This is a genomic window from Priestia sp. VA7 (genome assembly GCF_055710015.1).
In genome coordinates this window covers 263587-290487 of the sequence record NZ_JBVQPN010000004.1, presented here as the reverse complement: position 1 = coordinate 290487, position 26901 = coordinate 263587, and the positions used below count along the sequence as shown (strand labels likewise).

Sequence of the window (26901 nt, the reverse complement as noted above, 5' to 3'; positions counted from 1 at the left end):
AATATTCCATTTTTTGTACTATAGTAGTAAATAGTAGTTTAGTAGAAAGGATTTTTAAATTGAACCAGCGATTTAAACCGAACCAACGATTTAAGCCAAACAAACGATTTTATGCACTTTTGTCTTTAGTGTTAGTGATTGTCGCTTCTTTGTTTTTTATTACAGAAGCCAAAGGAAGTGAATCTGCTTCATCTCAGCAAGTCTTAGCATCTACTGCATTGCCGCTGAAAGAAGCTGCATCTTCAGCACAGCCTGAGAAGCTGCTTAATACACTTCACCATAATATGTATGTAGGAAATACGGTGAACGATCAAAATCAAGCTCTTACACAGCCTGTTTATCTTACGTTTGACGATGGTCCAACACCTGATACTCTTCATATTTTAGATGCTTTGCGTCAATATAACGTAAAAGCAACTTTCTTTATGTTAAAGCATCAAATTGACGCTCACCCTGAAATTGCTAAAAAAGTAGCACAAGAAGGTCATGCCATCGGCTGTCACGGCGTCTCCCATGATATTCATGTCATGTATAGTAAAGACGGCGCTGCGCTAAAAGAAATGCAGGAGTGTCAAGCAACAGTTAAGAAAGTAACCGGTGTTGACAGTAAGTTAATCCGCGTTCCTTACGGCAGCGTTCCTTATTTAAAAGAGCCACACCGTACAGAGTTGCTAAGCCACTTTAAATTATGGGACTGGAATGTAGACAGTGAAGACTGGGCACTTCGTTCTGCACCTAGAATTATTCAGGGCCTTGAACCTCATATTCAAGGGGTTAACTCCAATGGAAGAACACCCGTCATTTTATTTCATGACAAATCCTTTACTGCACAGTCTCTGCCGACTATTTTGACTTACTTAAAACAGTCCGGCTATCAGCCTATTAAAATTGATAACACCATGCAGCCTATGCAGTTTCCAACTGCTACTGCAAAGCAGTCATAAAAAAAGATCATTCAAGTGAATGATCTTTTTTATGCTTTTCTGCTTTCTGTCATTTGTTTCCAAACAGAACCTTTTGCTTCTTCTCCGCCTTCGATACGTTCGATCGCTAGCTTGATTTGTAAGTCTACCTCAAATTCTTTATCATTCTCTGCTGCTTTTAATGCAGGAAGAGCTGTCTCGTCCCCTACTTCGTATAAATACATAGCTGCACGCCAGCGCACAAGCTTGTTTTTATCACTAAGAGCTTCACACATTGCCGGAATACCTTCTTCAAAGCCTAAATCTGACATGCAGTCTCCAGCAGTACGGCGCACAGTGACTGATTTATCTTTTAATGCTTTGTATAAATAAGGTAGTACCGTTTTTGATTCAATCATTCCTAAATAGACGGTAGCTAAGCGGCGAATAGATGCTTTTTCATCATCAAGCGCTTTATTTAAAACGTCTAAATCAGCTTCTGTCGGATCCATTTGTTCTAAATGAGCATAGCGCACTGACCAATCTTTGTCTTCTAGCATCTCTTCTGTAACTTTATAGGTTTTACGCGGCTGTACAACTTTTCCGCCTTCTTTTTCTTCTTGTGCATTGGCTACAAGGCGAGTTAATCTTTCTTGAGGATATGCTGCTGCTAATTCTTCGACTACTTCGTCTCCGATAGCCGCTAACTCTCCGTAACGAACGCCTTGTTCTTTCCATTTCCGTTCTAACACTACATTATCTGAAAAGCTTTGAAGCTCTGCTACCGCTTTTGCGAATCGTTCGGGCAGGCCAAAACGCTTTTCTTCATTTCCGTCCGTTAATTTGACTTGCATCGGTACGTTTTTGAACATTTGAACGGACACATTGACTTCGCCAAAATGCTCATTCATTTTGTGTTGTTCACTGTTACTTTGCAAATCTTCACCAAACGCTGCACGAACTTGCGGCAAAATTTGCTTCCAATCATATTTGGCATTTCGTTCTACTGCTAAGAAGTCCGCTACGTGGTAGACTCCTTTTACCCCTTCTACTTTTAAAATATCTTGAACAACTTCCGGGGCCGCTTCAGCATTCTTTTCCGTATAGTTATTGCTTTTTCCGCCTGATAACACTTCGTCTAAATTAATTTTCATTGTATTCGGACTTGGCGTTGGCTCAATTGATTTAATGTTCATGTCGTATCGTACTCCTCTCATTAAAATTGTAGCATGTGGCTTATACTCAGTCTAACGACTTGTTTACGCGTTTTCAATTTCTTCAATCAGCTCTGAAAGCTCTGCCCAGCGATCAAGCAGTGTACTTAATTCTTCATTTGCTTTTTCTTGTTCTAACGATAGGTTATGCGCTTTTGTATAATCACTGCCCACCTGTTCAATTTCACTTGTTAAACGTTCAATTTCTTCTTCTTTTGCTGCAATATTACCTTCGATTTCTTCCCATTCTTTTTGTTCTTTATACGTTAAGCGACGCTTTTTCGTTTTCTCCGGCTGTTTTGGCTTTTCTTCTTTCACTTTAGCCTGCTGAACCATTGCCTGTTTCTTCTTCATCGCTTCTTCCAATTGATCCGTATAAGCGCCAAAATAAATCGAAATGTTTCCTTCTCCTTCAAAAACTAGTAAGTAATCTGCTACTTTATCCAAGAAATAGCGATCATGTGATACGGTAATAACGACACCTGGAAATTCTTCGAGGTAGTCTTCAAGCACCGTTAGCGTTTGAGTATCCAAATCATTAGTCGGCTCATCTAGAAGCAAAACATTTGGCGATGTCATTAATAATTTCAATAAGTATAAACGACGGCGCTCTCCTCCGGACAACTTTTGAATTGGTGTTCCGTGCGTATGTGAAGGAAATAGAAATCTCTCGAGCATTTGCGACGCAGAGATCATTTTCCCATCCGTCGTATGCACAACTTCTGCCGATTCTTTAATATAATCAAGCATGCGTTGATTTAAGTCCATATCGTCGCTTTCTTGGGTATAGTAAGCAACTTTAACCGTTTGTCCTCTGTCAATTTCACCGCTATCCGGCTCAATTCGCCCTGCAATCATATTCAAAAGTGTAGACTTTCCGCTTCCATTTTTTCCGACAATTCCAATCCGGTCTTGTTTTTTCACAATGTGCGTAAAGTCTGAAAGAATGATTTTATTTTCATACGTCTTAGACACATCTTTTAATTCAAACACTTTTTTCCCAAGGCGGCTGCCTGCTAAACTTAAATCCAGTGATTCTTTTTCAGAAGAATCGAGCTTCCCCTCTAATTCATCAAATCGTTGAATACGCGCTTTTTGCTTAGTCGTACGCGCTTTTGCTCCTCGGCGAATCCAAGCCAATTCATTGCGATATAAGTTGCTTAATTTTGCTTGAGTTGCCTTTTCCTGCTCTTCTCGAATCGCTTTTCCTTCTAGAAAAGCAGCATAGTTTCCTTTATAGCTATATAAATTCCCACCGTCTAACTCAAAAATTCGGTTTGTAACAGCATCCAAGAAATAGCGATCATGAGTAACAAGCAATACGGCTCCTTGATATTTGGATAAATATTCTTCGAGCCATTTAACCGTCTCATAATCCAAGTGGTTAGTCGGCTCATCTAAAATTAATAAATCAGGTGTTTGAATTAGGCTTTGCGCAATTGACACGCGCTTTTTCTGTCCACCTGAAAGCTCACCGATTTTTGCACTCATATTTGAAATTCCCAGCTTCGTTAAGATCGACTGTGCGTTAGAATTGGCTTCCCACGCGTTCATCGCATCCATTTTCTGCTGTAAATCGTACAATGTTTGCTGGTTTTTCTCGTTTGCAGAATCTTGCTCTAACGCATACAGAGCTAGCTCATAGTTTTTTAGTAAGTTAAGAAGAGGCGTATCTCCGCTGAAAACTTGCTCCAAAACCGTTAAGTCTTCATCAAAATCAGGATGCTGAGGTAAATAGGTCACGCTGTAGTCTTTAGCATGAACAATATCTCCTTCGTCTCCGAGCTCTAGACCTGCGATAATTTTAAGAAGCGTCGATTTTCCTGTTCCGTTTACACCGATTAAGCCGATTCGCTCATTTTCCGTAATTGTAAATGTTAGCTGATGAAACAGCTCTTTTTCTCCATATGTTTTTGTTAAGTTTTCAACAGTCAGCATTTTCATAATGATAATTCCACTCTTTCTTAAATTGAACTAAAAATTCTTTCATATATGTATGTCGCTCTTGCGCTAGAGACCGTGCTGTTTGAGTATTCATTAACGCAGTGAGCTTTAATAACTTTTCATAAAAATGTGCAATAGCCGTTGATTTCCCGTGTCTGTATTCTTCTTCCGTCATCTCACTTCGTACAGCAATGTTTTCATCATACAAAGCCGTGCCTTTAGCACCTGCATACATAAACGTACGTGCGATACCAATTGCACCGATCGCATCTAAACGATCTGCATCTTGAACAATTTGACCTTCAAGCGTAGCCATAGCCGGACGGTTTCCGCCTTTAAATGACATCGTTCGTAAAATGTGAACGATATGCTTGCAGTTCTCTTCTTCTACCTGATGACTCTTCAGCCACTCCCACACTTCTTCGTACGCCTTTTCAACATCTTCCACTAGCTTATCATCTACAACATCGTGTAAAAGTGCGGCTAGTTCGATAACTTCCCGATTGCCGCCTTCTTTTTTATATAAAAGCACTGCATTTCGACGCACGCGATCGATATGCTGCCAGTCATGACCCGTCGTGTCGTGCGCAAGCTTTGCTTGAACCCACTTTTCCGTTTCCGCTATTTTATTCATTTGCTCACCTCAATTATATCCACCATTATTTTAGCACAAAGTAAGGCGCTCGTCTCACTGACAGCTAAGCACCCTCTGAAAATCCTTGCTGAAAAATAAAAAACAGATGGAAATCCACCTGCTTTTACAGCAATTCTTTTATATCTTTTTGAATATCTTTTGGTGCAGTTTGAGGTGCGTATCGCTTCACGACTTCACCTTGACGATTCACTAAAAACTTTGTAAAATTCCATTTTATCCCTTTTGAACCTAGCAGGCCCGGTGCTTGTTCTGCTAAGTATGTAAATAACGGGTGTGCGTGCTCCCCTTTTACATCTACTTTTGCAAACATCGGAAACGAAACGCCATAGTTTAACTCACAAAATTGTTCAATATCGTTTGAACTTCCTGGCTCTTGACCACCGAACTGATTGCAAGGAAAACCTAGAACCGTTAGGCCATTTTCTTTTTCTTCTTCGTACAGCGCCTGCAAATCTTTATATTGAGGGGTGAAGCCGCATTTGCTAGCTGTATTCACAATCAACAGTACGTCACCTTGATAGTTAGATAGCGATACGTCTTCGTCTTTAATTGTTTTTGCAGAGTATTCATACACGCTCATCAAAACGCCTCCTTTTTCCTATTGTAATTCACTTCATTTCTGAAGTACAACTGAAACGCTCTTATGATTTGTCGTAAAGAACCTTTAGCTGATCAGTCGTTTGCAGTATATAATCAATCATCTCGATTAAATCTCCTACTTGATCTTCGTAAATAAATCGGTTAAAGGTTACCGCAATATTGTTTTCATATTCGCTTCCTCCAACTTCATGAGTAATACGCTGCTTCACAACTCTTGTTGTTCCCCAGATCCTCTCACACATTTCCTGTATATTTCGAAACTCAGCTTCTTCAAACGGTTTTTGTTTTTTTAGCTGAAAATGAATATAAACTGTACACCCTGGTTTTTCTACACGGGAAGGCGTTAATTCTGCATGAATGTTGTCTAAGTCGGTTGATAAAGTTAGGGACGCGGTACAGCAAAAATGCGGTTGAAAAGAAATGCGGTACGTTCGAGTAAATTGAGCTAAGTCTACAAAATCTTCGCGATTCGTAACAGATACTTGCCCAGATAAGTCAAGATCATAGATCTCTCCTTCTACAACCACTTTTAAATTATCAAATACAATTGGATCAAACATTTCAACTACTTCCTTTTTTATAAAATGCGAACAGTCAGCTCTTCTTCTTTCTTGCCAAATTAATTCATAAAATACCTGTTATTTTATATTGCAAGAATGAGATTGAGACACAACTAAGTCCACCCAATCTACATCTAGAAGCCACTACACCCATGAAACTTATTTTTACCATAACTATGAAAAAATCCGAACGAGTTTGATTCTTCATCAAGAATCTTGCTTCATCGTTCGGATTTTCCTTCAACTAAAATACTCTTACCCTAGCCTCTTCTCTTAAAAAATCCCTAGTGCATGTCCATTCTCGTCAATATCCATATTGAGCGCAGCAGGTTTTTTTGGAAGTCCAGGCATTGTCATAATTGAACCTGTTAGCGCAACGAGAAAGCCAGCTCCGAGCGAAGGACGGAATTCCCTCACCGTAATCTTAAAATCAGTTGGTCGCCCAAGCTTCGTCTGATCATCACTTAACGAATACTGTGTTTTGGCCATACAGATTGGCAGGTGATCCCATCCGTTTGCTTCAAATTGCTGTATTTGCTTTAACGCTTTTGGAGCAAAATCTACGCCTTGTGCTCCGTAGACGGTTTTAGCAATAGCTTCTACTTTTTCTTGAATCGAAGCTGACACATCGTAAAGAGGCGAAAACTGACTTTCTATCTCGTTCATGACTTCAAGAATTTTTTCAGCAAGCATGACGCCGCCTTCTCCACCTTTTTCCCATACTTCTGTTAAAGCAACGGGAACATTCTTTGAAGCACACCAATTCATAAGCGCTTCTACTTCATCTTTTGAATCTGTTACAAAGCGGTTCACGGCTACAACATAAGGAACGCCGAATGCCTGAATCGTTTCAATATGTTTTTCAAGATTTTCAATTCCCGCTTCTAAAGCCTCAATGTTTTCTTCATTTAAACGCTCTTTAGGAACGCCTCCATGCATTTTCAGAGCGCGAATTGTCGCAACGATTACTACCGTTTCTGGTTTAATATCTGCCATACGAGCTTTAATATTTAGGAATTTTTCTGCACCTAAATCTGCCCCAAATCCCGCTTCTGTTACTACATAGTCGCCTAGTTTTGCAGCCATTTTTGTTGCAATGACGCTATTGCAGCCGTGGGCAATATTAGCAAAAGGACCTCCGTGAATGAGGGCTGGAGTATGTTCCAACGTCTGTACAAGGTTTGGTTTAATCGCATCTTTTAAAAGAAGAGTAAGCGCTCCTTGTGCACCTAAGTCTGCAACCGTTACAGGCTCATTGTCTATGTTATAAGCTACCACAATAGACGCTAAGCGACGCTTCAAGTCTTGTAAATCTGACGCTAAGCAGAAAATAGCCATAATTTCTGATGCAACCGTAATATCAAATCCATCTTCTCGAGGAACACCTTGCATCGGACCACCTAATCCAACGACAACCTGACGCAGCGCGCGGTCGTTTAAATCCACCACTCGTTTCCACGTGATTTTACGTGTATCAATACGCAATTCATTGCCTTGATGTATATGGTTATCTAAAATAGCTGCCAGCGCATTGTTAGCTGTTGTGATGGCATGCAGGTCTCCGGTAAAGTGCAAGTTAATATCCTCCATGGGAAGCACTTGAGCATAACCGCCTCCAGCGGCACCTCCTTTAATTCCCATTACCGGACCAAGAGATGGTTCACGCATGGCTACAATCGCTTTTTTACCTAATCTATGTAATGCCTGAGCTAAGCCAACCGTCACTGTCGACTTCCCTTCTCCTGCTGGAGTTGGATTAATAGCTGTAACTAAAATCACTTTTCCATCTTGTTTTGTGTGTAAACGTTCCATAACGGACAAAGAAAGCTTTGCTTTATAATGTCCGTACGGCTCTAACTCGCCCTCTAAAATATCTAGCTGCTCGGCAATCTCTTTAATCGGTTTAATCGTTGCCTCTTGTGCAATTTGCAAATCACTTTTTATTTGCTTCTTAGTTGTCATATAATAACCCCTTTTCTGCTGAGAATTCTTTTTAAACACTTCATCAAAAAAGGATAAAATCCGTTTTTTGGGGGAGATATGAAGTTTACTAAATACAGGAACGACTGCGCTATAAATTTTAATGAGTTTCAGTCACGCTAAAAAAGCATAGCAACACTCCAGTTTAACCTTATTGTACCATTTCATTTTAGCCATTACGCATATTAATGCTCTTTTTTTTCAAAATTCAATTGCTTAATATTCTGTATATTCCTATAATAGTATATTGTACATAAATGTTGAACCTCATTTTCACGTGAGAAAGAACATTTATACGCGTCATTACTTCGAAATCGAATAGGAGGAATTTTATTGCCTATTAATATTCCACGTGATCTTCCGGCAAAAGAAATTTTAGAAAAAGAGAGAATTTTCATCATGGACGACGTGCGCGCGGTTAACCAAGAAATTCGCCCGCTTAATATTGTTATCCTAAACTTAATGCCGGAAAAAGAAAAAGCTGAAACGCAATTATTACGTTTACTCGGGAACTCACCGCTGCAAGTGCATATTACACTTCTTTACACGGCAAGCCATAAAGCAAAAACAACGAGTAAAAATCACCTAGATCAGTTTTATAAAACGTTTGAACAAATTAAAGAACGAAAATATGACGGAATGATTATTACAGGAGCACCTGTAGAACATATACCATTTGAAGAAGTAAACTACTGGAAAGAACTTCAAGAAATTATGGATTGGTGTAAAACAAATGTGACTTCTACCCTTCATATCTGTTGGGGAGCTCAAGCTGGACTTTATCATCACTTCGGCATTGACAAGCGACCTCTTTCTGATAAATGCACGGGTGTATTTACACATGTTGTATCGAGTGAAGAACCAATTAAGCTGCTGCGAGGATTTGATGATGTCTTTTATTCTCCTCATTCCCGTCACACTGATGTAGACATGAATGAAGTACAAAATCATCCTGGCCTTGAGCTTCTTTCCTATTCTGAAGAAGCTGGTGTGTATATGGCGATGTCTAAAGACGAAAAGTTTGTTTTCGTTACAGGGCACCCAGAGTACGACGTTCAAACACTGCAAGAAGAATTTCTTCGAGATACAGAAAAAGGACTAGAGCCAAAGCTTCCGGAACACTATTTCCCAAACAATGATCCCGACAAAAAACCTTTAAAAACTTGGCGCTCTCATGCCAACCTATTGTTTATGAATTGGTTGAACTATTATGTTTACCAAGAGACTCCTTATCTGTGGGAATGAAAGAACCGATCTGTCCCAGTGTTCAATTAAATTACGCATGCTCTTTTTTATGTTAAAACTGCAGCAAATGAGAAATAAAATAGAAAACCTGCTGCTCGTTTAGAGAAGCAGGTTTTCTATTACTAATTCTTCTTTATTCCGCAATTAAAGCTTTCTTTCAGAAGTTTCGCATCAACAACACTTACCTTAGAACCCAAAGTTTTTACCCTCCTATTCACTCTCCCTTTTCATCTCCATTTAGGCCGGTTTCACCCATTTTCTTTTTTTGTTCTTCTATCATTGTGTCCAGCCACTCAGGCGGCTTACCGTCTTGATTTTCATTGTACACTTCTGATATATCTTTTTCTTCCAAAGAGGATAAGATGTCATGAATGTCATTTTGATTGCCTAAAATATTGCCAAATCCTTGACTCACTTTTTTATGACTTCTGAAGTTTGTCGGAAAGTTATTGCCAAAATTCACAGCTGAAGCATCTTCAATTGTGCCAATGTGGATGTCACCTATGCTAAAATTTGACTCTAGAGCTTGATCAGACTCCCTCATTTCTTCCGTATGGGTTAGTGTATAAGGGACACTTCTTTCATTAATTTTAACTAATATTTCAGAAGGACCCTTTTCTTTATTATTCTGACTACCCGATTTTCGATTGACATCAGATTCATTTGTTGTTTTTTTACCTTTCTTTCCCGGCACTTGATATTGATTCGTTTGCGAAGGAAAAGTATTACCAATATTCAACGTTCCACTAAGTTCCTTTACATCAATATGCTCTAAATAATAAGACAGTTCGTCCAAGTTTAGTGTTTGAACGTTCTCTATATCTAAATGAAAAGAATGAACCGTTTTTTTTTGAAAGTTCATTCATGTTTTTTTCTAAATCTGTAAGCCTTTTTTCAATGTTTTGGAGTATATTCAGCACCTTTTCATCCATAGAGTTTGACCCCTTATTTGATTTAACACCTTTAGCCCATCTACAACATATAATAGTGTATTAGATGACTTCTATTAATGTCTCATATGTATCGGGAGGAATTATGAAAATACATCTTCGTTCTCCTCAGATCGTTTTTGATGATCTCACCGTAAATGCGGTTAAAAACAACGCAGGAGTTTTTATAGGGAAGAATGTTCAACAAAATTGGGAAACTACGATCATCAGCAGTAATTCAGGTTTCGGCACAATTTCCGGAGATGATAACCAACTATCCTATAACACACACCTTGTTCTTGGTGAAGATGATGTAAATGATTCTTTTGAGCAGGCTGAAAAGGAAGCTTGACTCTACGCTTTTAGTCATCATTCTTTTTAGAAATTTTCGTCACGGTGGTATTATTTAAAATTTTATTAGAATCACCAACTATTTTTCCGAAACCGTCAGAAATTTGACTTTTATGATTCCATTTATATTGAATATTAACGCCGTAAAATAGGCCTGAACTGTTTTGGATTTTATTTACTTTAATCGATTGATAGTGAATATTAGTCATAGACAACCCCTCACAGATAGAAGTTTGCTTCGTCTGATTCAATATAAAACTGAAAATACATTATCTTATGTTTACATTCTTATCTGTTTGCCTCAAATTGAACGTCTCTTTAATCATTTGAGCTTTTACGTCTTTTCTATGATACTTACTCCGTTTACGATAAAAGTATTCCTGTCATTACCTTTTAGCCTATGTTAATAGCTACGATTACACCCTAAAATAAGCTAGCAAAAAACCATCTGTATAAAAGATGGTTTAAATCTCTTACTAATATATTTTCGCCGATCTGACAGAATAATTAATAGAGTGATTAAACGAGTATCTGCGGAACCTGGTTTTCCTGGTTTAACTTTGTGTAACAGGGGCGTTGTTGACATCTATATTTTCAGAAAAATAGGAATCAACGACGTCATTATCGTTAATGATATTTACAATTTGAGAGGCAAAGTTATTATAGCCGATTATTTCACCAAACCCCGTATTACTTTTCCAATTTACTTGCCAATCTGATTGAGTATTTTCCCCCGTGAAAATACCAGAATTAGTAGAAATATACGTAACATTAAGATTAGTAAATTTTATAATCAACTTTTTCAACTTCTTTCATCTTCTTTTTCCCTAGAATTGAGAAACTGGCTGAGGATTAATATTTTCCGGCTGAGTAATTGGAGTGTCGCAAACATCTTGATCATTAATGATATTCGTACTGCCCAATATAGCTGAATTTACAGAGAATCCGTTTCCTAAGTTAAATTTACCTTGGGAATTCCAATCTGGCTGGCTATTTTGACCCGAAGCAATTACTGAATTGGAAACCATACTTACCACATTTATTTGGTTGAAAATGACGGAAACAGGCATTAGTCAATTCCTCCGTTTTCTAAAATTTTAATGTAGTATATGCTTCCTTCTAAAGTATGGTTCAACCGATTTTCTGCAATCAAAAATGTTAGCTAGGTCTTACAGTTATTCATTATATCTATTCTTCTTATAGATCGTTTTGCACTGCTCCTAATCAGCAAGCCTGAAGGGAGGAATTTATTGATTATCCTTAACAAAGAAACTTATTTAGTCATCTTTGTGCACAGCTATGTTTTTCTTTTTATTTTGTATTTAGAACATAGTTTTATCAAATAAATAAAGAGATTAAGACATAACGAAATCGATCTACAAATAAACAAACGAGATAAATGGTCTAATATGGATCGCTTGTTTCACCCCTGTTGATTTCGGTGCAAGACGTCGCTTTCCGCGGGCGAGCGATGAGCCTCCTCGCCGCTTATGCTCCTTCAGGGTCTCACCTCTTCCTCTTTTCCCGCAGAAGTCTTTACCTTACCCTCCAATCAACAGCTAGAAGCACCTACATACAACCTACGTTCACCCTACCAATAAAAAAATCCGAACGCGTTTGATTCTTGATGGAGAATCAAACGCGTTCGGATTTTCTTGTCCCAGCTTTTTTTAAAGTTCTTTAATGTATTCAATGACCGAATCTGGAAATTCGTTTCGAATTCCGCAATTCCCACAATAAAATCCGCTATATTCGTCTGTCGCAACGTATTGTCTTAGAAGAAACAATGTTAACCTGTTTGGGAGACCGCATTCTGTGCAAAACGCCAGGTATTTGCTGCGCTGTCTGTTTGCTGACATACGTTTCATCCTTTCGATTAACTATAGAAAGCGTTTTCTTATTTATATGGAGCTTTCTTGTTAGTTTATGACAGCAATTACGGTCTACCTCCAATTATTGTCGCGACGAGAAGGGCGGAATAAACGCAGAATTAAATTAATTATAAGCACAATAGCTAAAATGTTAATTAACAACCCAAAAATCCCGCCCAGTGCACCCATATGACCAAGCAAACCCCCAAATAACATCCCTGCCAGGCCGCCATAAAGCAGTCCACGGGCGAATCCTCCTCGTTTTGAACGGGTAAATCCTCGATTTACAGTTCCATTTCTACGGTTTGAAAAATTAGACCTCGGCTCATTTTGTCTAATGCTTGGCTGTCTATTAAAGGACCGCTTCCCCGAACGGTACGACCTTGCACTTACGTTATAGTCATCATGATAGGAAATATATTCAGCTAAGGGAGATAAACTTAGCGAAAAAATCAATGCTACGGCAATCATTATTTTTTTCATCTGCTTTTTCCTTCCTTCACCTAATAGTAACTGTTTATTATAGTACGCTGTTTCATGCATATCATACGCTTTGACACAAAAGGGAAATTCAGCTTCATACAAAATTTTTAATCGGGTATCATAACGTTATACTTTGCCCTCGAAAGGAGCGTGCATGTACATGATACGAAGAATTAGCATACTGCTTTTTACACTGTGCTTTTTATTCAATGGAGCCCTTCCTGCACTATGTAAAGCGGAACAAGTAAAAAATGTAGCTGTGCGTGACCGTTTGCTTTATCAAGGTAATAACCAACTAAAGCAAACCGCCCTAACATTTGATGATGGACCGGATCCACGCTTCACTCCACATGTATTGGATCAGTTGAAAAAACATGGTATTAAAGCAACCTTTTTTCTTATTGGGGCAAAAGCTCACGAACACCCTGAGCTGGTGAAAAGAATGGTAGCTGAAGGTCATGCTGTTGGGATTCATACCTATTGGCACCCCAATTTACTAAAGGAATCTACTGAAAAGTTTCACTGGGAAATTGCCAAAACTCAGGCTATTATTAAAAACATTACCGGTTTTGAAACACAGCTGTTTCGTCCTCCATATGGAAATTTAACGCAAGAAATGATCAACGAGCTGCCAAATGAAAATGTCTATGCGATTAACTGGTCTTCTGATTCATTAGACTGGAAGCAAATTCCAGAAGCGGAAATCACCAATAATGTATTTAAGAACATGCACGCCGGAACAATTGTTTTGATGCACGACGGCGGCCATTGGACCATGGACCTTTCTAACACCGCAAAGTCGCTCGATACCATCATTCCTAGACTTAAGCAAGAAGGATATCATTTTGTGACCGTCCCAGAACTTTTGCACATCCCTTATCCAAAAAATTAAGCTCCAAAGCGTTTCTGATTTAGAAACGCTTTGGAGCTTTACGATTTCCCTTTCCCTTGATAGAAAGTAAATATGCCTCTCCTACAAAAAGAGCATGTCAAAAGATCTAATTCAAATCCATCTTAATACTCAAAAATATGCATTATTTCTTCAAAACGTTATCGTACTAAAGATACAAAAAGAGGCATTCTTTTTTTGTTCCATCGCTCTACAATAGAGGGAATTTACGGATAACCTCTAAAATAGGTTTTAAGTTGCATGATTAGGAGTAAATATTACTATAACTACTCTCATGTTTTTAGACAAGCTGCATATAGATAAAATGAGAGAGTCGAACGCATTCCACATATCCCTAAATTTCTTCTTCTCACAAAAAAATTGACGAACTTTTTTTGTCAACAGGTGCGTATAGATATGATAGAATTCCTATATAATGACCTGGATTCATTTCTAAACAAGGAGTTTTGACTATGATTAATGAACAAGAGACGTTGTTATTTATTAAAGAACTTGGCCGCTTGTTGAAAGACTATCAAAACTGTTCAAACGCCTCTGTAAAAAGTGAAATATATAAAGATATCGTGTTGTTGAGCAATGTTATCCAGTTAGAAGATCACGTGAACGTTTCTTACGCTTAGAAAATCCTTTTTATTTCTTTATAAATTTCAGTTTTTCTACTATAACTACAGAAAAGGAAGAAAGGAGACGATTTCCATCCATCCCCTTTCTTCCTTTTCTCGTTATCGGTTTTTATGGTTATTTAGAACATAGTTTTATTAAAATTATTGTAGAGTTTTTCGAGTGTCTTCGGTCCAACTATTCCATCTACCTGCAGATAAAGTGCTTGTTGAAAAGCTTTTACCGCTTTGAAAGTAGAAGACCCGAATATACCGTCTGCGCCTCCAAAAAGAGAATAACCTAAGTGAATAAGCATATGCTGAATTAACTGTACGTGATTTCCTCGATCTCCGTATTTAATTAACATGCTTGAAGCCTCTGGCGCCTGTTTTTTAGGTCCTTTTCCACTTCGAAGCTCCGACAAAGATAAACCGAATGTATATTGAAAATGAGGGTAATCTTTTAAGCTTGTCCAATCTCCTCCCCATTCCAACCCAATCCTTTTTCCTATCTCTCCCGCTTTGTTCCATCTTCGATCAATGGTCCAGTCAACTTTTCCGTCGTTATCAAGCAGCGCAATGTCAAAAGCTAGTCCATAGTTATGATAAGAATACCCGCCTTTGGCATTAGTCACAATACTTCCTGGTGTTGTTCGGCCTTGTGAATATAGTTTGTGCTGATGCTCTATCGATCTAAATCCTTCAGTGATACTAACAAATATGCTTTCTTTATATGATTGCCCAATGAGCTCGTACGCTTTTTCTTGCACTATTTCATGTACATCTTGCAACTTATTTTCTGCTTTTTGTAACAGCTTGTCTAATGATAAATCACTCATACTCCCCACTCCTTAACTAGATGGCTTCTCCTTATATAGACGTATAAGACGAACTCTAAGGGAAGCATCCAGTATCAGTTTATGCGGGAAGCAGTTGAGTTGTGCAACATGGAGAGCTGCTGTTATTTCAGCACCCAGTGGCTGATAGCCTTCGCTACTCCGTTATTGACATTTGTATCTGTCACCCAGTCCGCTGCTTCTTTTACAGCTTCCTGAGCATTTCCCATAGCGATTCCACACCCTGCCGCTTCAATCATAGCCATATCATTTAAGCTGTCTCCCATAGCAATGACTTCATCCATTGTAATGCCCAAACGTTCACATACAGTCATGATCCCTTTTGCTTTATTAATACCAAGTGCATTAATTTCTAGATTCGTTAAACTAGAGTTGCTAATTTCAAAATCTGAAATGCCTGCTATTTGTTTCAGCACTTCTTCTCGTAAAGCATCATCTGGAATATCGTAGCCAAACTTCAGCCATTCCTGTGAGGCAATATCTTCTGGAAATTCGTCTCTCCATACTTTATCCGTAGTCACCGCCCAAAAGTTAAGCTTATGCTCTTGCGTTAAATTCCACATCTTCTCGATGGAAGAAGCATCAATTAACTTTCGTTCTACAAGCTCTCCAGATTCATCCCAAATTTCACTTCCGTTCACTGTAATCAGGTAAGAAGATAGCTGAAGAGACTGCGCATATTCACGGCATGTTAAAAGGGAGCGCCCCGTGCTGAGCACCACATGAACACCTTGTTCTTGGGCTTTAGCAATGGCCTCACGATTTTCTTTAGAAATTTCTTGCTGATTGTTCAGCAGCGTTCCATCCATATCTAGTGCGATCAGTTTAAATTCTTTCTTTTCATTTGTTTGCATCTTTCTCTCTCCTTCTCATCAATAGTAGGTATGACATTACGCTGAGCGTTTGACTTACACTATGTAACTCTTATTATAACTGTAGCACAGGAGCATTTCGCTCTGCACCAGATAAGCGTTAAAATGGTTAATTATTCTACGGGGAATAATTGAAGGAAAACAAAATAGCTTTGCCGTAATTTACATATAACGCTTTTCATTTTTAGTTATTTCAACTAGAATTTTGGTAAAAGGATGTGAATGTTATGAATACTATTATTTCACCAGTTGACTTACATACTGCATTACAGCAACCCCAACACTCCATTGTGTTGCTTGACTGCCGATTTACCCTTGGGAATTCTGAGGCAGGTGCAAGTGCTTATCAAAATGAGCACCTCCCGGATGCTCATTATTTGGATTTAGAAAAAGATTTGTCTTCTGCAGCTGCTTCTCTCGGAGGCAGACACCCGCTGCCTGACGTTCAAAAGCTAGCTCAAAAGCTCGGCAGCTTAGGAATTAATGCTGATTCAAAAGTCGTCGTTTATGATGAACAAAACGGAATGATGGCTTCAAGAGCATGGTGGCTACTGCGATATATAGGAATTGAAGACGTAAAAATTTTAAATGGAGGTTTTAATAACTGGAAGCAATCGGGATATGAAACAACGAAGAACGTACCAGAAGCTTCTCCTCAAACGTTTGTACCTTTCGTTCAACAAGATTGGGGACTTGCAGGAGTTGAATACGTAAAAGAGAATCTTCATAACCCTAATGTTATTCTGATCGACTCTCGTGAAAAAAGGAGATATCTCGGCTTAGAAGAACCCATTGATTTTGTGGCAGGACATATCCCAGGCGCCATTCATTCTTTCTGGAAAGATGTGTTAACTTCAGAAGGTTTGTGGAAAACAGATAAAGAGTGGAAGGAAATGTTTTCAGCTATTGATTCTCATGCTGAAATCATTGTATACTGCGGATCGGGTGTATCTGCTTGCCCGAACGTTTTAGCTTTAAAATCAGCAGGTTTTCCAAATGTAAAATTATATGCCGGCAGCTGGAGCGATTGGATTAGCTATCGTGACAATCCCATTGAGAAAACAAGATAGCACAAAGAAGGTTCAGTCTCACCAAAAGTATAGAGGCTGAACCTTCTCTTTTTGTATTCTTCTTATTAGCCGCATGTTATTTACTGAGCCTTAATATAAAGTCATGAAGCCGCTCTAAGGTAAGCAGATTTTGATTACATGCTTCGCTATCTTGACAAATATAATTTCCTCGTTGTGTAAATGTCCCTTGAACAGTTCCTTTGATTTCAGCAGTGAACATACCGACTTCCTCGTAGCTGTGGCAAAGCGTGCATATTCCTTTCTGGTTGATAGGTTTAAACGTTCCTTGAATGCCTTTTAACTTCTGGGTATACGGCTCCTGCGCTACGATAAACTTTCTATTTGAGCCTTTATCGATCCAGCTGACATAGGAAATGCTCGTTAGATCAATGCTATCAGCAGAAGGAACTTTTAACTTTTTCACTTTTGGAAACAGCTTTTTCACGCCAGCTTCTGTAAAAGATTTAAATGGAATCACGTAAGGCTTTATCGTTTCTAAAAACACCTCTGCTTGCTCCTTATTTCTAACTTCAGCAACTGACAGCAGTAATTCTTCCTGTTCCTCGCTAAGAACCTCAAACACATTTAATACTTTTTCTTTTGCAAGAGCTTTTAAAGCCTGCAGCACATCAGAATTGTTTACTGTTCCATGCCCATTGATAAGAATTTGCGTTTGGCTTTTGATAAAATTATATTGATCATTTCTTATAAACGCTTCCACGTTCTTCACTCCTTCTTCATTTAATTAGCTAATTTTTACTTTACCGTACGAATTCCTTTTATGAAATGTAAAAAATAAATCAGAAATAAACTATACCTAAAAAAGCGCGGGCATTCAGTTGCCAGCGCTTGATTTCTACCGTTGCTTTTTATATACAATTTTTTTGATGGTTTCGGTTGATAAAAAGTATTCACGGGCTAGTTCCTCAATTGAAGTTCCTTTTTCAAACAAATTCTTAATCCGTTCGTTTCGCTCGTCAATCAACTTTCTTCCACCAGAGCAAGTTCCCCATTTTCTTTTTTCCTTCTGCGGCTTTGGAATATAAATGGTTTCTCCTTGAATGTATTTTTGAATTTCACTAATCAGCTCTTCAGGTAAAATATTTGTTGCTTTTACATACGTCATTTCTGCCAGCTCCTTATGTGGTTTTGCTTATACAATAAGGGGCAAAGCCGTATATATTAGAAATGAGATATGCGCGGTTAGGCGATGTCTATTACTAAACCGTCCACCCCATGCAAAGTATCGCCTTTCTAATATCAGGCTTTGCATGAGACGCTGCAGTATCCGGTAAACATCTTTTATTTACCATTTATTACACCTCCACTTTACATCGGCTGTAAACCAATCTTGTATAAAATTACAATTATTGGCTCAGATTTTATTATAAGCTATCTATAATCTTGCACACAATACCTTCTTATTTATAAAACTGACCCCATAAATAGAACGAACTTGCAGGGAGCTCGTTGTTCTCCCTGCAAATTCGTTTTATTTTTGTTATGAACGCTTCTGCTTTTTGTTAGCTGAACTGCTTTGAACACCTTGTTCAGAAGTGGTCGTCCCTTGTCCTTCTACATTTGGTGAACCTAGCTCTGATTTTGAGCGGTCTTTTTTAATTTTACTCATGTCACTCACCTCCAGTTTGTAGTGTACCCTTTGTACAGCTACATATAAGGAGAGGTGTGCTGTTTTTATTGTTTCTTGAGCATAAATAGCCATAGAAACGTTAAGGCTTGCTTTAATTCATTTGGGAGCTGTCCAATCAGCTTATCTGTAACATTTCGCTTATATACACCTTCGCCATCGATTACTTCCCATCCATTTTCTTTTGCAAGCTGTTCAAACTCCCACGGCATCATCGTATTGCAAATAACGTCTTCACCATATAGTCTTTGAAAACTATTGGTACGAGGGTGAGCAGTTGGTCCAAGAATACCTACACATGCATATCCTCCTGTTTTTACAACTCGGTGCAATTCCTTCAGAGCTAATCGCGGGTGCTCCGTCCATTCCAGGGCGTTGATTACCATAACCCCTTCTACTGATTCAGAAGACAGCGGGAGCTTCATAATATCAGCTTGAGCGAACGACAAATTTTCACTTTTATGCAGTTGAGATGCTTTTTGAATCATTTCTTCTGATAAATCAAGACCGATTGCTTTATATCCAGAAGCGGCTAGAAGAGACGTCCCAAACCCATCACCGCAGCCGACGTCTGCTAGCAAAGCGCCTTTTTTAAGATGTTTTTGAATGAATGGAATCACTGTTTTCCGGCTTCCGTTTTTCCACATTTCTTCACTTCGGCTATTCCAAAATGATACTTTTTGGTTCCACTCGTCTTGAGCTTGATCATGCCAATTAAATGTTGTCATTTTTTATCCCCTTTGCACTCTTTTCTTTACCTTATCACTTTTTACAGTGAATAAAAACGACTATTTCAGCAACCATATAGATGTAAAGGAAGGTGTTTATTTGTATGAAAGAACGTTTCGTTGCAGTACGTAAAAATGCAGACGGTGACCTCTTAGAATTCCAAACGGCTTCAGGAGACGTTTTAGCCTATGAAGCAGCGTTAAAGAAAGTAGAAGCCGGGGACGTTGAGCATGTGAGTACCTTTGTAGGGAAAGACGGCGGTACGTATATTCGCAGCATTCCTGACCATGACAAAACAAATAATCTCGATGCATTGCCATCGTTTTAAAGGAGAATGAAGATGACTAAAAAGAATAACAAAGGAAGCGCTAATCAAAGTAATCCAAAAACACAGCACCACCTTGTAGAAATGGGTGAAGAAATTTCAAGCGGGGATAATTCAAAGGGAAACAAACGCAACAAAGATCAGTCAAGTAAAACACAATAAGAAAAAGCCGTGCTTCTTAGCACGGCTTTTTCTTATTAATGTTGGCTAGGAAGACCTAATGTTGAAAAATCTCCTGTTGCCACGCTTGTTCCAACTGAAGCAACACCTGCTACTAATGTAAACGCTAATGCCATACCGACTAATACTTTTTTCATAATTATTTCCTCCTCTTTCTTTGATTTGACTCTAGTGTATCACAGGATAAAAGTAGATGAATTCCTTTCTATCAGCATTTATCACCTTAAAACCATGGATTTTCTCCATTTTGATAGAAATTTCTCAAAAATTATAATGATAGGAATATTTTAAACAAATAGAGCTTCAAGTTCTTTTTCTACTAGCTTGACGAATCGCTCGTTTCGTTGCAGGGTGAAAATGGTCATAGACTTTTCCATATATTCTTTACCTTGTTCAATTTTACCTAATTTGATTAAGCTCTCTCCTGCTTGGTAATGAAGTTCTCCAAATAAATACATTGATTCATTACTAATGCACAAATCGATTCCTCGGTTGCTATATATTAATGATTCATCATAGTTACTCATATCTCCAAGCGTTTTGGCAAGTGCATTTAAAATTCTAATTTTTATATTTTCGTCTTTTGTTTGGGGCAGCTCATTTAAGCTTTTGAGTGCTGTTTGATATGTATCTAGAGCCTGTTCATACTCTTTCTCTTCATAAAGAATAATTCCAATGCTATTTAAAATTTCAATTTCTCTTTCTTTATAAAACGTTGCCGATTGCTTAGTAAGCTCGATCGCTTGGTACATTTTAGACAGCGCATCTTCTTTATTATGATGAATGTAATACACGCAAATACCTTCGTGCCACATTAAAAATTGCTTGTTCAGCGGATTTTGAAACAGCGGACTTTCTTTTTCTTTTACAATGATATTATGAATAGCATCATAATCTCTCTGACGAATATATTGACGAATTAACGATTGAACCGCATCTACGTAATCAAGTCGAGGTGATTCTACACTATCAAAAAAGTAGTTAACATCTACGCCAAGGCGCTTAGAAATTTTATAGAGGGTAATGCTTGATGGATATTCTTCACCGTTTTCAATTTTGCTGATTTGCGCTTGTGTACAAATGTCTCTTGATAATTCTTGTTGTGTCAACCCTGCCATTTTGCGAAGGTCTCTCATAACACTCCCAATTCTATACTCTCTCATCTCTTTTCTCACCCTTACTTTCACATAATATATTCTCTCTATAAACATATAGTGATTTTATTTAGATAGTCAACAGTAAACACGTTAAAAATTTATACAATGTTTCGAAATTGACCATTCCCTATAATAGCAAATTAATCTATAAGAGTAAAATAGTGTATTATTTCTCTTCTCTAAAAAATCCTCTGAAAAAATAATATTGAGACATAACGAAATCAATCCAGTCTACAGATGAACAAATAGGATGAATAAGCTAATATAGATCACTTGTTACACCGCTAAAAGCACCTGCATACATGAAACCTATGTTCACCATAACAGCAAAAAATCCGAACGATAAATCGTTCGGATCTTCCTTCAACTAACATATTTTTGTTCCATTCTCATTCACATTTTTATTTATAAACAGGATATCCAACAAATTTAAAGTCTTTGCCGATTGACGTCACAGAAAGACGCTCCACGTCCACTGCGTCCCACATTTTCTCTACGCCTTTTCCTTCTAGGAAAGTAGGAGCTTCTTTTCCTCCTGAAAGCTTTGGAGCCATATACAGCACCAATTTATCAATTAAACGATTTTCCAAGAATGCGGCATTCACTTCGCCCCCTCCTTCAATTAAAAGAGACGACACAAATTTCTCACCTAGTATAGAAAGCATATCTTCAAGATTTACTTTGTCCTCACCGCTTGTAACAAATACTTCGACGCCTTGCTTTTCGAGTTGTTCTTTTTTTTCTTTTGAATAGCCCTGACTTGTAAATATCCACGTTGGAGCTAAAGAATCCGTTGCTAGCTTAGATTCAAGCGGCATGCGCAGCTTTGAATCCATCACAATACGAATTGGACTGCGGCCGCCTTCAATGCGAGTTGTCAGCTCGGGGTTGTCCTTAATGACCGTATTCACCCCTACTAAGATACCCGCTGTTTCATGACGTAGCTGATGTACATCCAAACGAGCTTCCTCAGACGTAATCCACTTGCTGTGAGAAGAAGCAGTTGCTATTTTACCGTCTAACGTAATCGCTGACTTTAATGAAACAAACGGCTTCTTCGTTACAATATACTTATTGAAGACCTCATTCATTTGACGTGACTCTTCTTCACATACACCTGTTATAACCTCAATGCCTGCGTTTTCTAAAATTCCGACCCCATTACCTGCTACTAAAGGATTGGGGTCTAAAGTTGCTATGACCACTTTTTTTACACCGGCTTCAACTAGCGCTTCAGCACAAGGACCTGTACGTCCGTGGTGTGAACAAGGCTCTAGCGTTACGTAAGCAGTCGCTCCTTTTGCTTGTTCGCCAGCCATTCGCAGCGCGTGAATTTCAGCGTGCGGTTCGCCAGCTTTTAAATGCGTACCAATTCCAACGATTCGATTATCGTTTACAATGACCGATCCTACAAGCGGATTTGGCTCTGTTTGTCCTTTTGTTGATTTTGCGTTTTGTAAAGCTATATTCATATAAAATTCGTGATTGATCAAAGAAGAACCTCCTCTTTTAAATGTCCTGAACGTTTAACTTTAGTATCCAAATACTTTTCATTAAACTGCGATACATCTCCCCAAAGTGGAACGCGCCCTGATAAAAGTGCGCCGTTTTTCTCAAGCGCGATTAGCTTTTTCGGATTATTGGTAATCAGCGTAACCGGTTTTTGGCGCAGCACTTTTAACACGCTGATGGCATCACTATAGCTGCGAGTATCATCTTCAAATCCTAACCCTTCATTCGCTTCTACCGTATCAAATCCGTTTTCTTGAAGAACGTATGCCATTGCTTTGCTGAATAGTCCAATGCCGCGTCCCTCATGATTTGCTAAATAAAATAGCGCTCCGCTCCCATTTTCGACGATCATTTTCATTGATTGTTTTAATTGAAAACCGCAGTCGCAGCGTTTGCTTCCGAATATATCTCCCGTATGGCAGATACTGTGCATACGAATGAGTGCCTCATGCGATTCTTGAAAATCTCCGTACACAAGAACACTAGATTGCTGCATATCAGCTAAATTAGCTCCTTGCATTTTTTCAATAAGCTCTTCCGTACTTAAAGATCCTTCTTTTACATTATCAGAACGCAACCATGAATACCAACTAAATACTTGTGTCTCGCCATCCAGATTCACAGGAAGCGTAATAGGCCCTACTATATAAATAAAATGGTCTTCATTTTTTACTACGTTAATTTTATCTTTTAAAATTGAAACAACTTTTTGGTTAATCACAGTCATTTCCTCCTCTTATGTGTCTTTCACTTATCTACTATTTTCACATTGTGCTCAATCTCTCACATGAACAACCATTTTTTTAGCAATTCACTACATTTATCTTTTTTAATTGATGTATCAGCTTACTAAAAGTAAGTGACTTTACTTGCTTAAAGTATTATATGACGATACATTTATCTTGTAAAGCTTTTATGCTCTTTTTGTTACTTTTAGTAATTAACTTTTATAATTATATAAATTATATAATCAAAATATAAATACGTAAAGTAATTTATAATCTTTAAGTAATTAAATTACACAACACTAGATAAAATGCTGACTTTGTTTTATAATATAGGAAGAGAATGGAGGTAATAACATGGACGGTTTAGCACTCTGCCCACGTTTTGAAAAGGCTGTTACTATACTAACGAAACGTTGGACGAGTTTGATCATTTTTCAGCTACTTTCCGGCTCACAGCGGTTTTCTCAAATGCAAGAAGCACTTCCAGTAAGCGGAAGGCTCTTATCCGAGCGCTTAAAAGAATTAGAGCATGAAGGAATCGTCATTCGTACAGTTATTCCGGAAACTCCTGTTCGAATCGAGTATTCATTATCCGACAAAGGATTAGCACTAGCGCCGGTAATTCAGGAAATTCAGACATGGTCCAGTGAGTGGATTACAAAAGAAGAAGTGGAATAAAAGAAATCTCTAAAGAAATCAGGAGGGCTTCTATATCGATATACTCACTCACAGCCGTTTTCGTTTTCTTTAGAGCTCCATAAATAAAAAAGGCATGCTCCCCTTGAGCACGCCTTTTTTTATTTATGTTATTTTCCTAATGATTCATTTTGAGAAATAATGCGCTGTTTCTGGCTTTTTCGGCCGTGCAATACAAGGTATACTGCTATAGCTAAAAGAGCAACAATGGAACAGAAGACATACATTCCTTTATACCCGGCTGCTGTAGATAAAATGCCTAATAAAAAGGACCCTAAACCCATTCCAGAGTCAAAAAACACAAAAAACGTAGCGGTGGCGACACCTCGGCGATGAGGAGAAGCTTTTTTTACAGCAATGGATTGAAAACTTGATGTAATCGTTCCAAAGCCTAATCCAATCAATGCTCCAGCTAATAAAAACACCCAGCTTGTTGTCGCTTGGCTAAGTAAAAAGATACCGATAGCTAAAGATAAAATGGACGGATATACCACGCTGTTTTCTCCGTATTGATCAAACCATTTTCCAGTAAAAGGTCGAGAAGCTAATAAGCACACCGCGTATACAACAAAGAAAAAGCTTGAAGCTTGCGTAAAGCCCATTTCTTTTGCATAAATAGACACAAACGAAATAACACTTGCATATGAAAAAGCTACCACAAGGCCAGCAACAGAAATAGGCAGCGAACGGTATTCAAAAAACGCCGCAAGACCTTTGGCTGGCTGTATTTCATTTGTTGCAGAAGAAGCTTGGACATCAGGTACACGAAGTACTAGACTGCATAATACTGCTAAAACAGAAGATACAACCGCAACGGTAAAGACCGCTGTATTACTCAAAGTATTTGTTAACGTTAAGCCTACAAACGGACCTACTACCATCGCTAAGTTCATAAACGTCGCATAGTACCCCATCCCTTCTCCTTTTCTCTGTTCTGGGATTACATTTGCAACGATTGCTCCTGTAGCAGTTGTGCTCATTCCAAAACCAATACCATGAAGCACACGCAGCAGCAGCAGCGCAGATAATGAGTGAATATTCATATATAAAACAGAACCAATTAAAAAGATAAAGACACCTATTAATAGTACTTTCTTTTGTCCTAATGTTGTCATCCACTTACCGGCTAGCGGTCTGAACACAATACCGGACACTAAAAAGATTGTCACAATTAGCCCTAGGCTTTGTTTACTTGCATGAAGTTCATCTGTTGCAAACAGCGGCAATGTGACAGTTAACATATAAAAAATGACAAAAACAAAAAAGCTGGTCAATGAGACCGCTAAAAAATCTTTTGTCCATAATTTCGATTTCTGCATGATTTTCCTCCTTTTATTTGTTTATTCGTATCTATTTATTAAAACAAACTAAATCATAGTCTAGAAATAATATGTATACGAATTATCTCAACTCAAACTATTATAGGGTTCATATATGTAAGTGTCAACATGTATTTATCGATTTTGATTTCCGTCCAAGGCTTCGCTTTTCGCGGGAATCTTCGCCTTGCCCTCCAACCAACTGCTAGAAAGACCTACACACATGAGACCTACGTTTACCACAAAAAAAAACAAACCATGAATCAAACACTTTGATCAATGGTTCGTTTTTCACTTCGTCTAATATTCTTTTGTCCTAGCCTCTTTTAGAACCTTCACTTCTTTAAATGAGAAATAATTTGATCCGTTACTTCACTAGTAGTTGCGCTGCCTCCAACATCTGGTGTAATGATGCCCGATTCTGTCACTTGCTCGATAACCTCTAATAAATGACTGCCTACTTCTTGTTCACCAAAATGATCCAACATCATTTTAGCCGTCCAAATCTGTCCGATTGGGTTTGCAATTCCTTTTCCGACAATATCAGGAGCAGACCCGTGTACCGGTTCAAACATCGAAGGATATTTTCCGTTCACATTAATGTTTGCAGCAGGAGCAACGCCAATACTTCCCATAATAGCAGCTCCAATATCTGTTAAAATATCTCCAAATAAATTGCTTGCCACAATGACATCAAAACGACTTGGATTTGTAACGAAAAAAGCCGCCAGCGCATCGATGTGCTGTGAGTCTGTTTCAATATGAGGATAACTCTTGGCAACATCTTGAAACACTTCGTCCCAAAACGGCATGGAATGAACAATTCCATTTGACTTCGTTGCGCTTGTAACTTTTGCTTTTCTTTTAGAAGCTAATTCAAATGCGTAGCGCATCGCTCGTTCTGTTCCTTTTCGAGAAAAAACCGCATTTTGAATAGAAATTTGATCTTCTCCTTGATAAATCCGGCCTCCTACTTCACTGTATTCTCCTTCACTATTTTCACGAACAACAATTAAATCAAAATCGTTTGGGTTCATGAGTGGAGATGCAATGCCTTTTAACCTCTTGGCTGGACGAATATTAATTACCTGCTGAAATTCTCGACGAATCTTAATGAGCAGACCCCATAGCGACACGTGATCTGGCACAAGATTTAAATTTCCTACGGCTCCTAAAAAAATTCCGTCAAAGTGTTGAAGCTGCTTTAGCCCATCTTCCGGCATCATCTGTCCGTACTTTAAATAATAATCACAGCTCCAAGGAAATTCTGTAAATTCAAATTTTAACCCCCCGTGAAGATCTGCAATCGTATGAAGGACCCTAACCGCCTCCGGCACAACTTCTTTTCCTACTCCATCTCCTGGTATGTTCGCTATTTTTAACGTTTTCATCAAAAATCCCCCTGCGTCTTTTTATGTAAAAAACCTATCGGTCGACCGTCGACTGGTATTATCTATTTGATTATACGTAAAAAGAACGCTTTCATCAAGAAAATTCTGAATATACTCATTCCTTTCAAAAATTCAAAATTATTATGACTCTTATTAACAAGCGTATTATAATTA

At 38.3% G+C, this 26901-nt stretch carries 32 protein-coding genes; 9 read left to right on the top strand and 23 right to left on the bottom strand.

What is annotated here, in order from left to right; translation table 11 throughout:
• Nucleotides 1–59 precede the first annotated feature (59 nt).
• Complete coding sequence (locus AC0C45_RS19285) at nt 60–944, top strand: polysaccharide deacetylase family protein (protein ID WP_047932799.1); 885 nt, start codon at nt 60–62, stop codon at nt 942–944.
• 29 nt (nt 945–973) lie between these two features.
• On the opposite strand, the gene AC0C45_RS19280 is transcribed toward AC0C45_RS19285, so the two are convergent.
• From AC0C45_RS19280 to AC0C45_RS19255, 6 genes are all read right to left on the bottom strand, one after another.
• Complete coding sequence (locus tag AC0C45_RS19280) at nt 974–2098, bottom strand: conserved virulence factor C family protein (protein ID WP_034652739.1); 1125 nt, start codon at nt 2096–2098, stop codon at nt 974–976.
• Between the two features lie 63 nt (nt 2099–2161).
• On the bottom strand, nt 2162–4060 hold the full coding sequence (locus tag AC0C45_RS19275; protein WP_016763828.1) for an ABC-F family ATP-binding cassette domain-containing protein: 1899 nt from the start codon (nt 4058–4060) through the stop codon (nt 2162–2164).
• Nucleotides 4041–4694, bottom strand: coding sequence for an HD domain-containing protein (locus AC0C45_RS19270; RefSeq protein WP_047932800.1), 654 nt, complete (start codon nt 4692–4694; stop codon nt 4041–4043). The genes AC0C45_RS19275 and AC0C45_RS19270 overlap by 20 nt, the downstream gene beginning before the upstream one ends.
• A gap of 124 nt (nt 4695–4818) precedes the next feature.
• Entirely contained in the window at nt 4819–5295 is a 477-nt protein-coding gene (locus AC0C45_RS19265) for a glutathione peroxidase (protein WP_013082834.1), read from the bottom strand.
• 61 nt (nt 5296–5356) lie between these two features.
• Nucleotides 5357–5875, bottom strand: coding sequence for a hypothetical protein (locus AC0C45_RS19260; RefSeq protein ID WP_047932801.1), 519 nt, complete (start codon nt 5873–5875; stop codon nt 5357–5359).
• 273 nt (nt 5876–6148) lie between these two features.
• The gene (locus AC0C45_RS19255) at nt 6149–7837 is read right to left on the bottom strand and encodes a formate--tetrahydrofolate ligase (protein ID WP_034652745.1); all 1689 of its coding nucleotides are present in this window, start codon (nt 7835–7837) and stop codon (nt 6149–6151) included.
• A 351-nt stretch (nt 7838–8188) separates the two neighbouring features.
• Here AC0C45_RS19255 and metA point away from each other — a divergent pair, with 351 nt between their 5' ends.
• Entirely contained in the window at nt 8189–9100 is a 912-nt protein-coding gene (metA, locus tag AC0C45_RS19250; RefSeq protein ID WP_016763824.1) for a homoserine O-acetyltransferase MetA, read from the top strand.
• Nucleotides 9101–9314: 214 nt separating this feature from the next.
• Here metA and AC0C45_RS19245 read toward each other — a convergent pair whose 3' ends face one another.
• Nucleotides 9315–9962, bottom strand: a complete 648-nt coding sequence (locus AC0C45_RS19245; RefSeq protein ID WP_472928554.1) for a hypothetical protein — start codon at nt 9960–9962, stop codon at nt 9315–9317.
• A gap of 173 nt (nt 9963–10135) precedes the next feature.
• Between AC0C45_RS19245 and AC0C45_RS19240 the strand changes: the two genes are divergently transcribed.
• Nucleotides 10136–10381 carry a hypothetical protein gene (locus AC0C45_RS19240; RefSeq protein WP_034652750.1) on the top strand — a complete coding sequence of 82 codons (246 nt, stop codon included), beginning with the start codon at nt 10136–10138 and terminating at the stop codon, nt 10379–10381.
• Nucleotides 10382–10391: 10 nt separating this feature from the next.
• Here the strand turns inward: AC0C45_RS19240 and AC0C45_RS19235 are convergent, their stop codons facing one another.
• The 5 genes from AC0C45_RS19235 to AC0C45_RS19215 form a co-directional block, all read right to left on the bottom strand.
• Nucleotides 10392–10589 (bottom strand): hypothetical protein, encoded by a 198-nt coding sequence (locus tag AC0C45_RS19235; protein WP_034652753.1) that lies wholly within the window; start codon nt 10587–10589, stop codon nt 10392–10394.
• Nucleotides 10590–10934: 345 nt separating this feature from the next.
• Entirely contained in the window at nt 10935–11186 is a 252-nt protein-coding gene (locus AC0C45_RS19230) for a hypothetical protein (protein ID WP_034275938.1), read from the bottom strand.
• Nucleotides 11187–11207: 21 nt separating this feature from the next.
• Nucleotides 11208–11450: a hypothetical protein gene (locus tag AC0C45_RS19225; RefSeq protein ID WP_016763819.1), complete on the bottom strand. Its 243-nt coding sequence runs from the start codon at nt 11448–11450 to the stop codon at nt 11208–11210.
• A gap of 600 nt (nt 11451–12050) precedes the next feature.
• Nucleotides 12051–12239 carry a hypothetical protein gene (locus AC0C45_RS19220; RefSeq protein WP_014460480.1) on the bottom strand — a complete coding sequence of 63 codons (189 nt, stop codon included), beginning with the start codon at nt 12237–12239 and terminating at the stop codon, nt 12051–12053.
• Between the two features lie 84 nt (nt 12240–12323).
• The gene (locus tag AC0C45_RS19215) at nt 12324–12734 is read right to left on the bottom strand and encodes a hypothetical protein (RefSeq protein ID WP_016763817.1); all 411 of its coding nucleotides are present in this window, start codon (nt 12732–12734) and stop codon (nt 12324–12326) included.
• Between the two features lie 160 nt (nt 12735–12894).
• On the opposite strand from AC0C45_RS19215, the gene AC0C45_RS19210 reads away from it, so the two are divergent.
• Both AC0C45_RS19210 and AC0C45_RS19205 read left to right on the top strand, forming a co-directional pair.
• The gene (locus AC0C45_RS19210; RefSeq protein ID WP_034652756.1) at nt 12895–13626 is read left to right on the top strand and encodes a polysaccharide deacetylase family protein; all 732 of its coding nucleotides are present in this window, start codon (nt 12895–12897) and stop codon (nt 13624–13626) included.
• 470 nt (nt 13627–14096) lie between these two features.
• Nucleotides 14097–14264 carry a hypothetical protein gene (locus AC0C45_RS19205; RefSeq protein WP_162837687.1) on the top strand — a complete coding sequence of 56 codons (168 nt, stop codon included), beginning with the start codon at nt 14097–14099 and terminating at the stop codon, nt 14262–14264.
• 122 nt (nt 14265–14386) lie between these two features.
• On the opposite strand, the gene AC0C45_RS19200 is transcribed toward AC0C45_RS19205, so the two are convergent.
• A complete protein-coding gene (locus AC0C45_RS19200; protein ID WP_472928549.1) occupies nt 14387–15082 on the bottom strand; it encodes a peptidoglycan-binding protein in 696 nt (231 codons plus the stop codon).
• 122 nt (nt 15083–15204) lie between these two features.
• Nucleotides 15205–15954: a Cof-type HAD-IIB family hydrolase gene (locus tag AC0C45_RS19195; RefSeq protein ID WP_034652759.1), complete on the bottom strand. Its 750-nt coding sequence runs from the start codon at nt 15952–15954 to the stop codon at nt 15205–15207.
• A gap of 245 nt (nt 15955–16199) precedes the next feature.
• Here AC0C45_RS19195 and AC0C45_RS19190 point away from each other — a divergent pair, with 245 nt between their 5' ends.
• The gene (locus AC0C45_RS19190; RefSeq protein WP_026106555.1) at nt 16200–17042 is read left to right on the top strand and encodes a sulfurtransferase; all 843 of its coding nucleotides are present in this window, start codon (nt 16200–16202) and stop codon (nt 17040–17042) included.
• Between the two features lie 76 nt (nt 17043–17118).
• Here the strand turns inward: AC0C45_RS19190 and AC0C45_RS19185 are convergent, their stop codons facing one another.
• From AC0C45_RS19185 to AC0C45_RS19170, 4 genes are all read right to left on the bottom strand, one after another.
• Nucleotides 17119–17763 carry a FusB/FusC family EF-G-binding protein gene (locus tag AC0C45_RS19185; protein ID WP_034652765.1) on the bottom strand — a complete coding sequence of 215 codons (645 nt, stop codon included), beginning with the start codon at nt 17761–17763 and terminating at the stop codon, nt 17119–17121.
• Nucleotides 17764–17898: 135 nt separating this feature from the next.
• Nucleotides 17899–18168 carry a CD3324 family protein gene (locus tag AC0C45_RS19180; protein WP_013082822.1) on the bottom strand — a complete coding sequence of 90 codons (270 nt, stop codon included), beginning with the start codon at nt 18166–18168 and terminating at the stop codon, nt 17899–17901.
• Nucleotides 18169–18543: 375 nt separating this feature from the next.
• Nucleotides 18544–18672: a YuzL family protein gene (locus AC0C45_RS19175; RefSeq protein WP_013056674.1), complete on the bottom strand. Its 129-nt coding sequence runs from the start codon at nt 18670–18672 to the stop codon at nt 18544–18546.
• A gap of 65 nt (nt 18673–18737) precedes the next feature.
• Nucleotides 18738–19418, bottom strand: coding sequence for a class I SAM-dependent methyltransferase (locus tag AC0C45_RS19170; protein WP_257063745.1), 681 nt, complete (start codon nt 19416–19418; stop codon nt 18738–18740).
• A gap of 104 nt (nt 19419–19522) precedes the next feature.
• Here AC0C45_RS19170 and AC0C45_RS19165 point away from each other — a divergent pair, with 104 nt between their 5' ends.
• Together AC0C45_RS19165 and AC0C45_RS19160 are read left to right on the top strand one after the other, a co-directional pair.
• Nucleotides 19523–19747, top strand: coding sequence for a DUF3892 domain-containing protein (locus AC0C45_RS19165; RefSeq protein ID WP_016763809.1), 225 nt, complete (start codon nt 19523–19525; stop codon nt 19745–19747).
• 12 nt (nt 19748–19759) lie between these two features.
• Nucleotides 19760–19906: a hypothetical protein gene (locus AC0C45_RS19160; protein WP_013056671.1), complete on the top strand. Its 147-nt coding sequence runs from the start codon at nt 19760–19762 to the stop codon at nt 19904–19906.
• A 305-nt stretch (nt 19907–20211) separates the two neighbouring features.
• Here AC0C45_RS19160 and AC0C45_RS19155 read toward each other — a convergent pair whose 3' ends face one another.
• From AC0C45_RS19155 to AC0C45_RS19145, 3 genes are all read right to left on the bottom strand, one after another.
• Complete coding sequence (locus AC0C45_RS19155) at nt 20212–21087, bottom strand: helix-turn-helix domain-containing protein (RefSeq protein WP_014460489.1); 876 nt, start codon at nt 21085–21087, stop codon at nt 20212–20214.
• Between the two features lie 395 nt (nt 21088–21482).
• Nucleotides 21483–22574: a bifunctional diaminohydroxyphosphoribosylaminopyrimidine deaminase/5-amino-6-(5-phosphoribosylamino)uracil reductase RibD gene (gene ribD, locus AC0C45_RS19150; RefSeq protein WP_237893906.1), complete on the bottom strand. Its 1092-nt coding sequence runs from the start codon at nt 22572–22574 to the stop codon at nt 21483–21485.
• Complete coding sequence (locus AC0C45_RS19145) at nt 22571–23320, bottom strand: GTP cyclohydrolase II (RefSeq protein ID WP_170943785.1); 750 nt, start codon at nt 23318–23320, stop codon at nt 22571–22573. The genes ribD and AC0C45_RS19145 overlap by 4 nt, the downstream gene beginning before the upstream one ends.
• Before the next feature lie 355 nt (nt 23321–23675).
• On the opposite strand from AC0C45_RS19145, the gene AC0C45_RS19140 reads away from it, so the two are divergent.
• Nucleotides 23676–23999 (top strand): winged helix-turn-helix transcriptional regulator, encoded by a 324-nt coding sequence (locus AC0C45_RS19140; protein WP_014460492.1) that lies wholly within the window; start codon nt 23676–23678, stop codon nt 23997–23999.
• A 128-nt stretch (nt 24000–24127) separates the two neighbouring features.
• On the opposite strand, the gene AC0C45_RS19135 is transcribed toward AC0C45_RS19140, so the two are convergent.
• Together AC0C45_RS19135 and AC0C45_RS19130 are read right to left on the bottom strand one after the other, a co-directional pair.
• Nucleotides 24128–25336: an MFS transporter gene (locus AC0C45_RS19135; RefSeq protein ID WP_257063748.1), complete on the bottom strand. Its 1209-nt coding sequence runs from the start codon at nt 25334–25336 to the stop codon at nt 24128–24130.
• A 335-nt stretch (nt 25337–25671) separates the two neighbouring features.
• Nucleotides 25672–26727, bottom strand: coding sequence for a tartrate dehydrogenase (locus AC0C45_RS19130; protein WP_016763805.1), 1056 nt, complete (start codon nt 26725–26727; stop codon nt 25672–25674).
• Nucleotides 26728–26901 lie beyond the last annotated feature (174 nt).

What these genes read in the sequence shown, in the direction of transcription:
- AC0C45_RS19280 (WP_034652739.1), bottom strand. Translation starts at nt 2,098, where the DNA reads ATGAACATTAAATCAATTGAGCCAACGCCAAGTCCGAATACAATGAAA.
- AC0C45_RS19275 (WP_016763828.1), bottom strand. Translation starts at nt 4,060, where the DNA reads ATGAAAATGCTGACTGTTGAAAACTTAACAAAAACATATGGAGAAAAA.
- AC0C45_RS19270 (WP_047932800.1), bottom strand. Translation starts at nt 4,694, where the DNA reads ATGAATAAAATAGCGGAAACGGAAAAGTGGGTTCAAGCAAAGCTTGCG.
- AC0C45_RS19265 (WP_013082834.1), bottom strand. Translation starts at nt 5,295, where the DNA reads ATGAGCGTGTATGAATACTCTGCAAAAACAATTAAAGACGAAGACGTA.
- AC0C45_RS19260 (WP_047932801.1), bottom strand. Translation starts at nt 5,875, where the DNA reads ATGTTTGATCCAATTGTATTTGATAATTTAAAAGTGGTTGTAGAAGGA.
- AC0C45_RS19255 (WP_034652745.1), bottom strand. Translation starts at nt 7,837, where the DNA reads ATGACAACTAAGAAGCAAATAAAAAGTGATTTGCAAATTGCACAAGAG.
- AC0C45_RS19245 (WP_472928554.1), bottom strand. Translation starts at nt 9,962, where the DNA reads ATGAACTTTCAAAAAAAAACGGTTCATTCTTTTCATTTAGATATAGAG.
- AC0C45_RS19240 (WP_034652750.1), top strand. Translation starts at nt 10,136, where the DNA reads ATGAAAATACATCTTCGTTCTCCTCAGATCGTTTTTGATGATCTCACC.
- AC0C45_RS19235 (WP_034652753.1), bottom strand. Translation starts at nt 10,589, where the DNA reads ATGACTAATATTCACTATCAATCGATTAAAGTAAATAAAATCCAAAAC.
- AC0C45_RS19225 (WP_016763819.1), bottom strand. Translation starts at nt 11,450, where the DNA reads ATGCCTGTTTCCGTCATTTTCAACCAAATAAATGTGGTAAGTATGGTT.
- AC0C45_RS19220 (WP_014460480.1), bottom strand. Translation starts at nt 12,239, where the DNA reads ATGTCAGCAAACAGACAGCGCAGCAAATACCTGGCGTTTTGCACAGAA.
- AC0C45_RS19215 (WP_016763817.1), bottom strand. Translation starts at nt 12,734, where the DNA reads ATGAAAAAAATAATGATTGCCGTAGCATTGATTTTTTCGCTAAGTTTA.
- AC0C45_RS19210 (WP_034652756.1), top strand. Translation starts at nt 12,895, where the DNA reads ATGATACGAAGAATTAGCATACTGCTTTTTACACTGTGCTTTTTATTC.
- AC0C45_RS19205 (WP_162837687.1), top strand. Translation starts at nt 14,097, where the DNA reads ATGATTAATGAACAAGAGACGTTGTTATTTATTAAAGAACTTGGCCGC.
- AC0C45_RS19200 (WP_472928549.1), bottom strand. Translation starts at nt 15,082, where the DNA reads ATGAGTGATTTATCATTAGACAAGCTGTTACAAAAAGCAGAAAATAAG.
- AC0C45_RS19195 (WP_034652759.1), bottom strand. Translation starts at nt 15,954, where the DNA reads ATGCAAACAAATGAAAAGAAAGAATTTAAACTGATCGCACTAGATATG.
- AC0C45_RS19190 (WP_026106555.1), top strand. Translation starts at nt 16,200, where the DNA reads ATGAATACTATTATTTCACCAGTTGACTTACATACTGCATTACAGCAA.
- AC0C45_RS19180 (WP_013082822.1), bottom strand. Translation starts at nt 18,168, where the DNA reads ATGACGTATGTAAAAGCAACAAATATTTTACCTGAAGAGCTGATTAGT.
- AC0C45_RS19175 (WP_013056674.1), bottom strand. Translation starts at nt 18,672, where the DNA reads ATGAGTAAAATTAAAAAAGACCGCTCAAAATCAGAGCTAGGTTCACCA.
- AC0C45_RS19170 (WP_257063745.1), bottom strand. Translation starts at nt 19,418, where the DNA reads ATGACAACATTTAATTGGCATGATCAAGCTCAAGACGAGTGGAACCAA.
- AC0C45_RS19165 (WP_016763809.1), top strand. Translation starts at nt 19,523, where the DNA reads ATGAAAGAACGTTTCGTTGCAGTACGTAAAAATGCAGACGGTGACCTC.
- AC0C45_RS19160 (WP_013056671.1), top strand. Translation starts at nt 19,760, where the DNA reads ATGACTAAAAAGAATAACAAAGGAAGCGCTAATCAAAGTAATCCAAAA.
- AC0C45_RS19155 (WP_014460489.1), bottom strand. Translation starts at nt 21,087, where the DNA reads ATGAGAGAGTATAGAATTGGGAGTGTTATGAGAGACCTTCGCAAAATG.
- AC0C45_RS19145 (WP_170943785.1), bottom strand. Translation starts at nt 23,320, where the DNA reads ATGACTGTGATTAACCAAAAAGTTGTTTCAATTTTAAAAGATAAAATT.
- AC0C45_RS19140 (WP_014460492.1), top strand. Translation starts at nt 23,676, where the DNA reads ATGGACGGTTTAGCACTCTGCCCACGTTTTGAAAAGGCTGTTACTATA.
- AC0C45_RS19135 (WP_257063748.1), bottom strand. Translation starts at nt 25,336, where the DNA reads ATGCAGAAATCGAAATTATGGACAAAAGATTTTTTAGCGGTCTCATTG.
- AC0C45_RS19130 (WP_016763805.1), bottom strand. Translation starts at nt 26,727, where the DNA reads ATGAAAACGTTAAAAATAGCGAACATACCAGGAGATGGAGTAGGAAAA.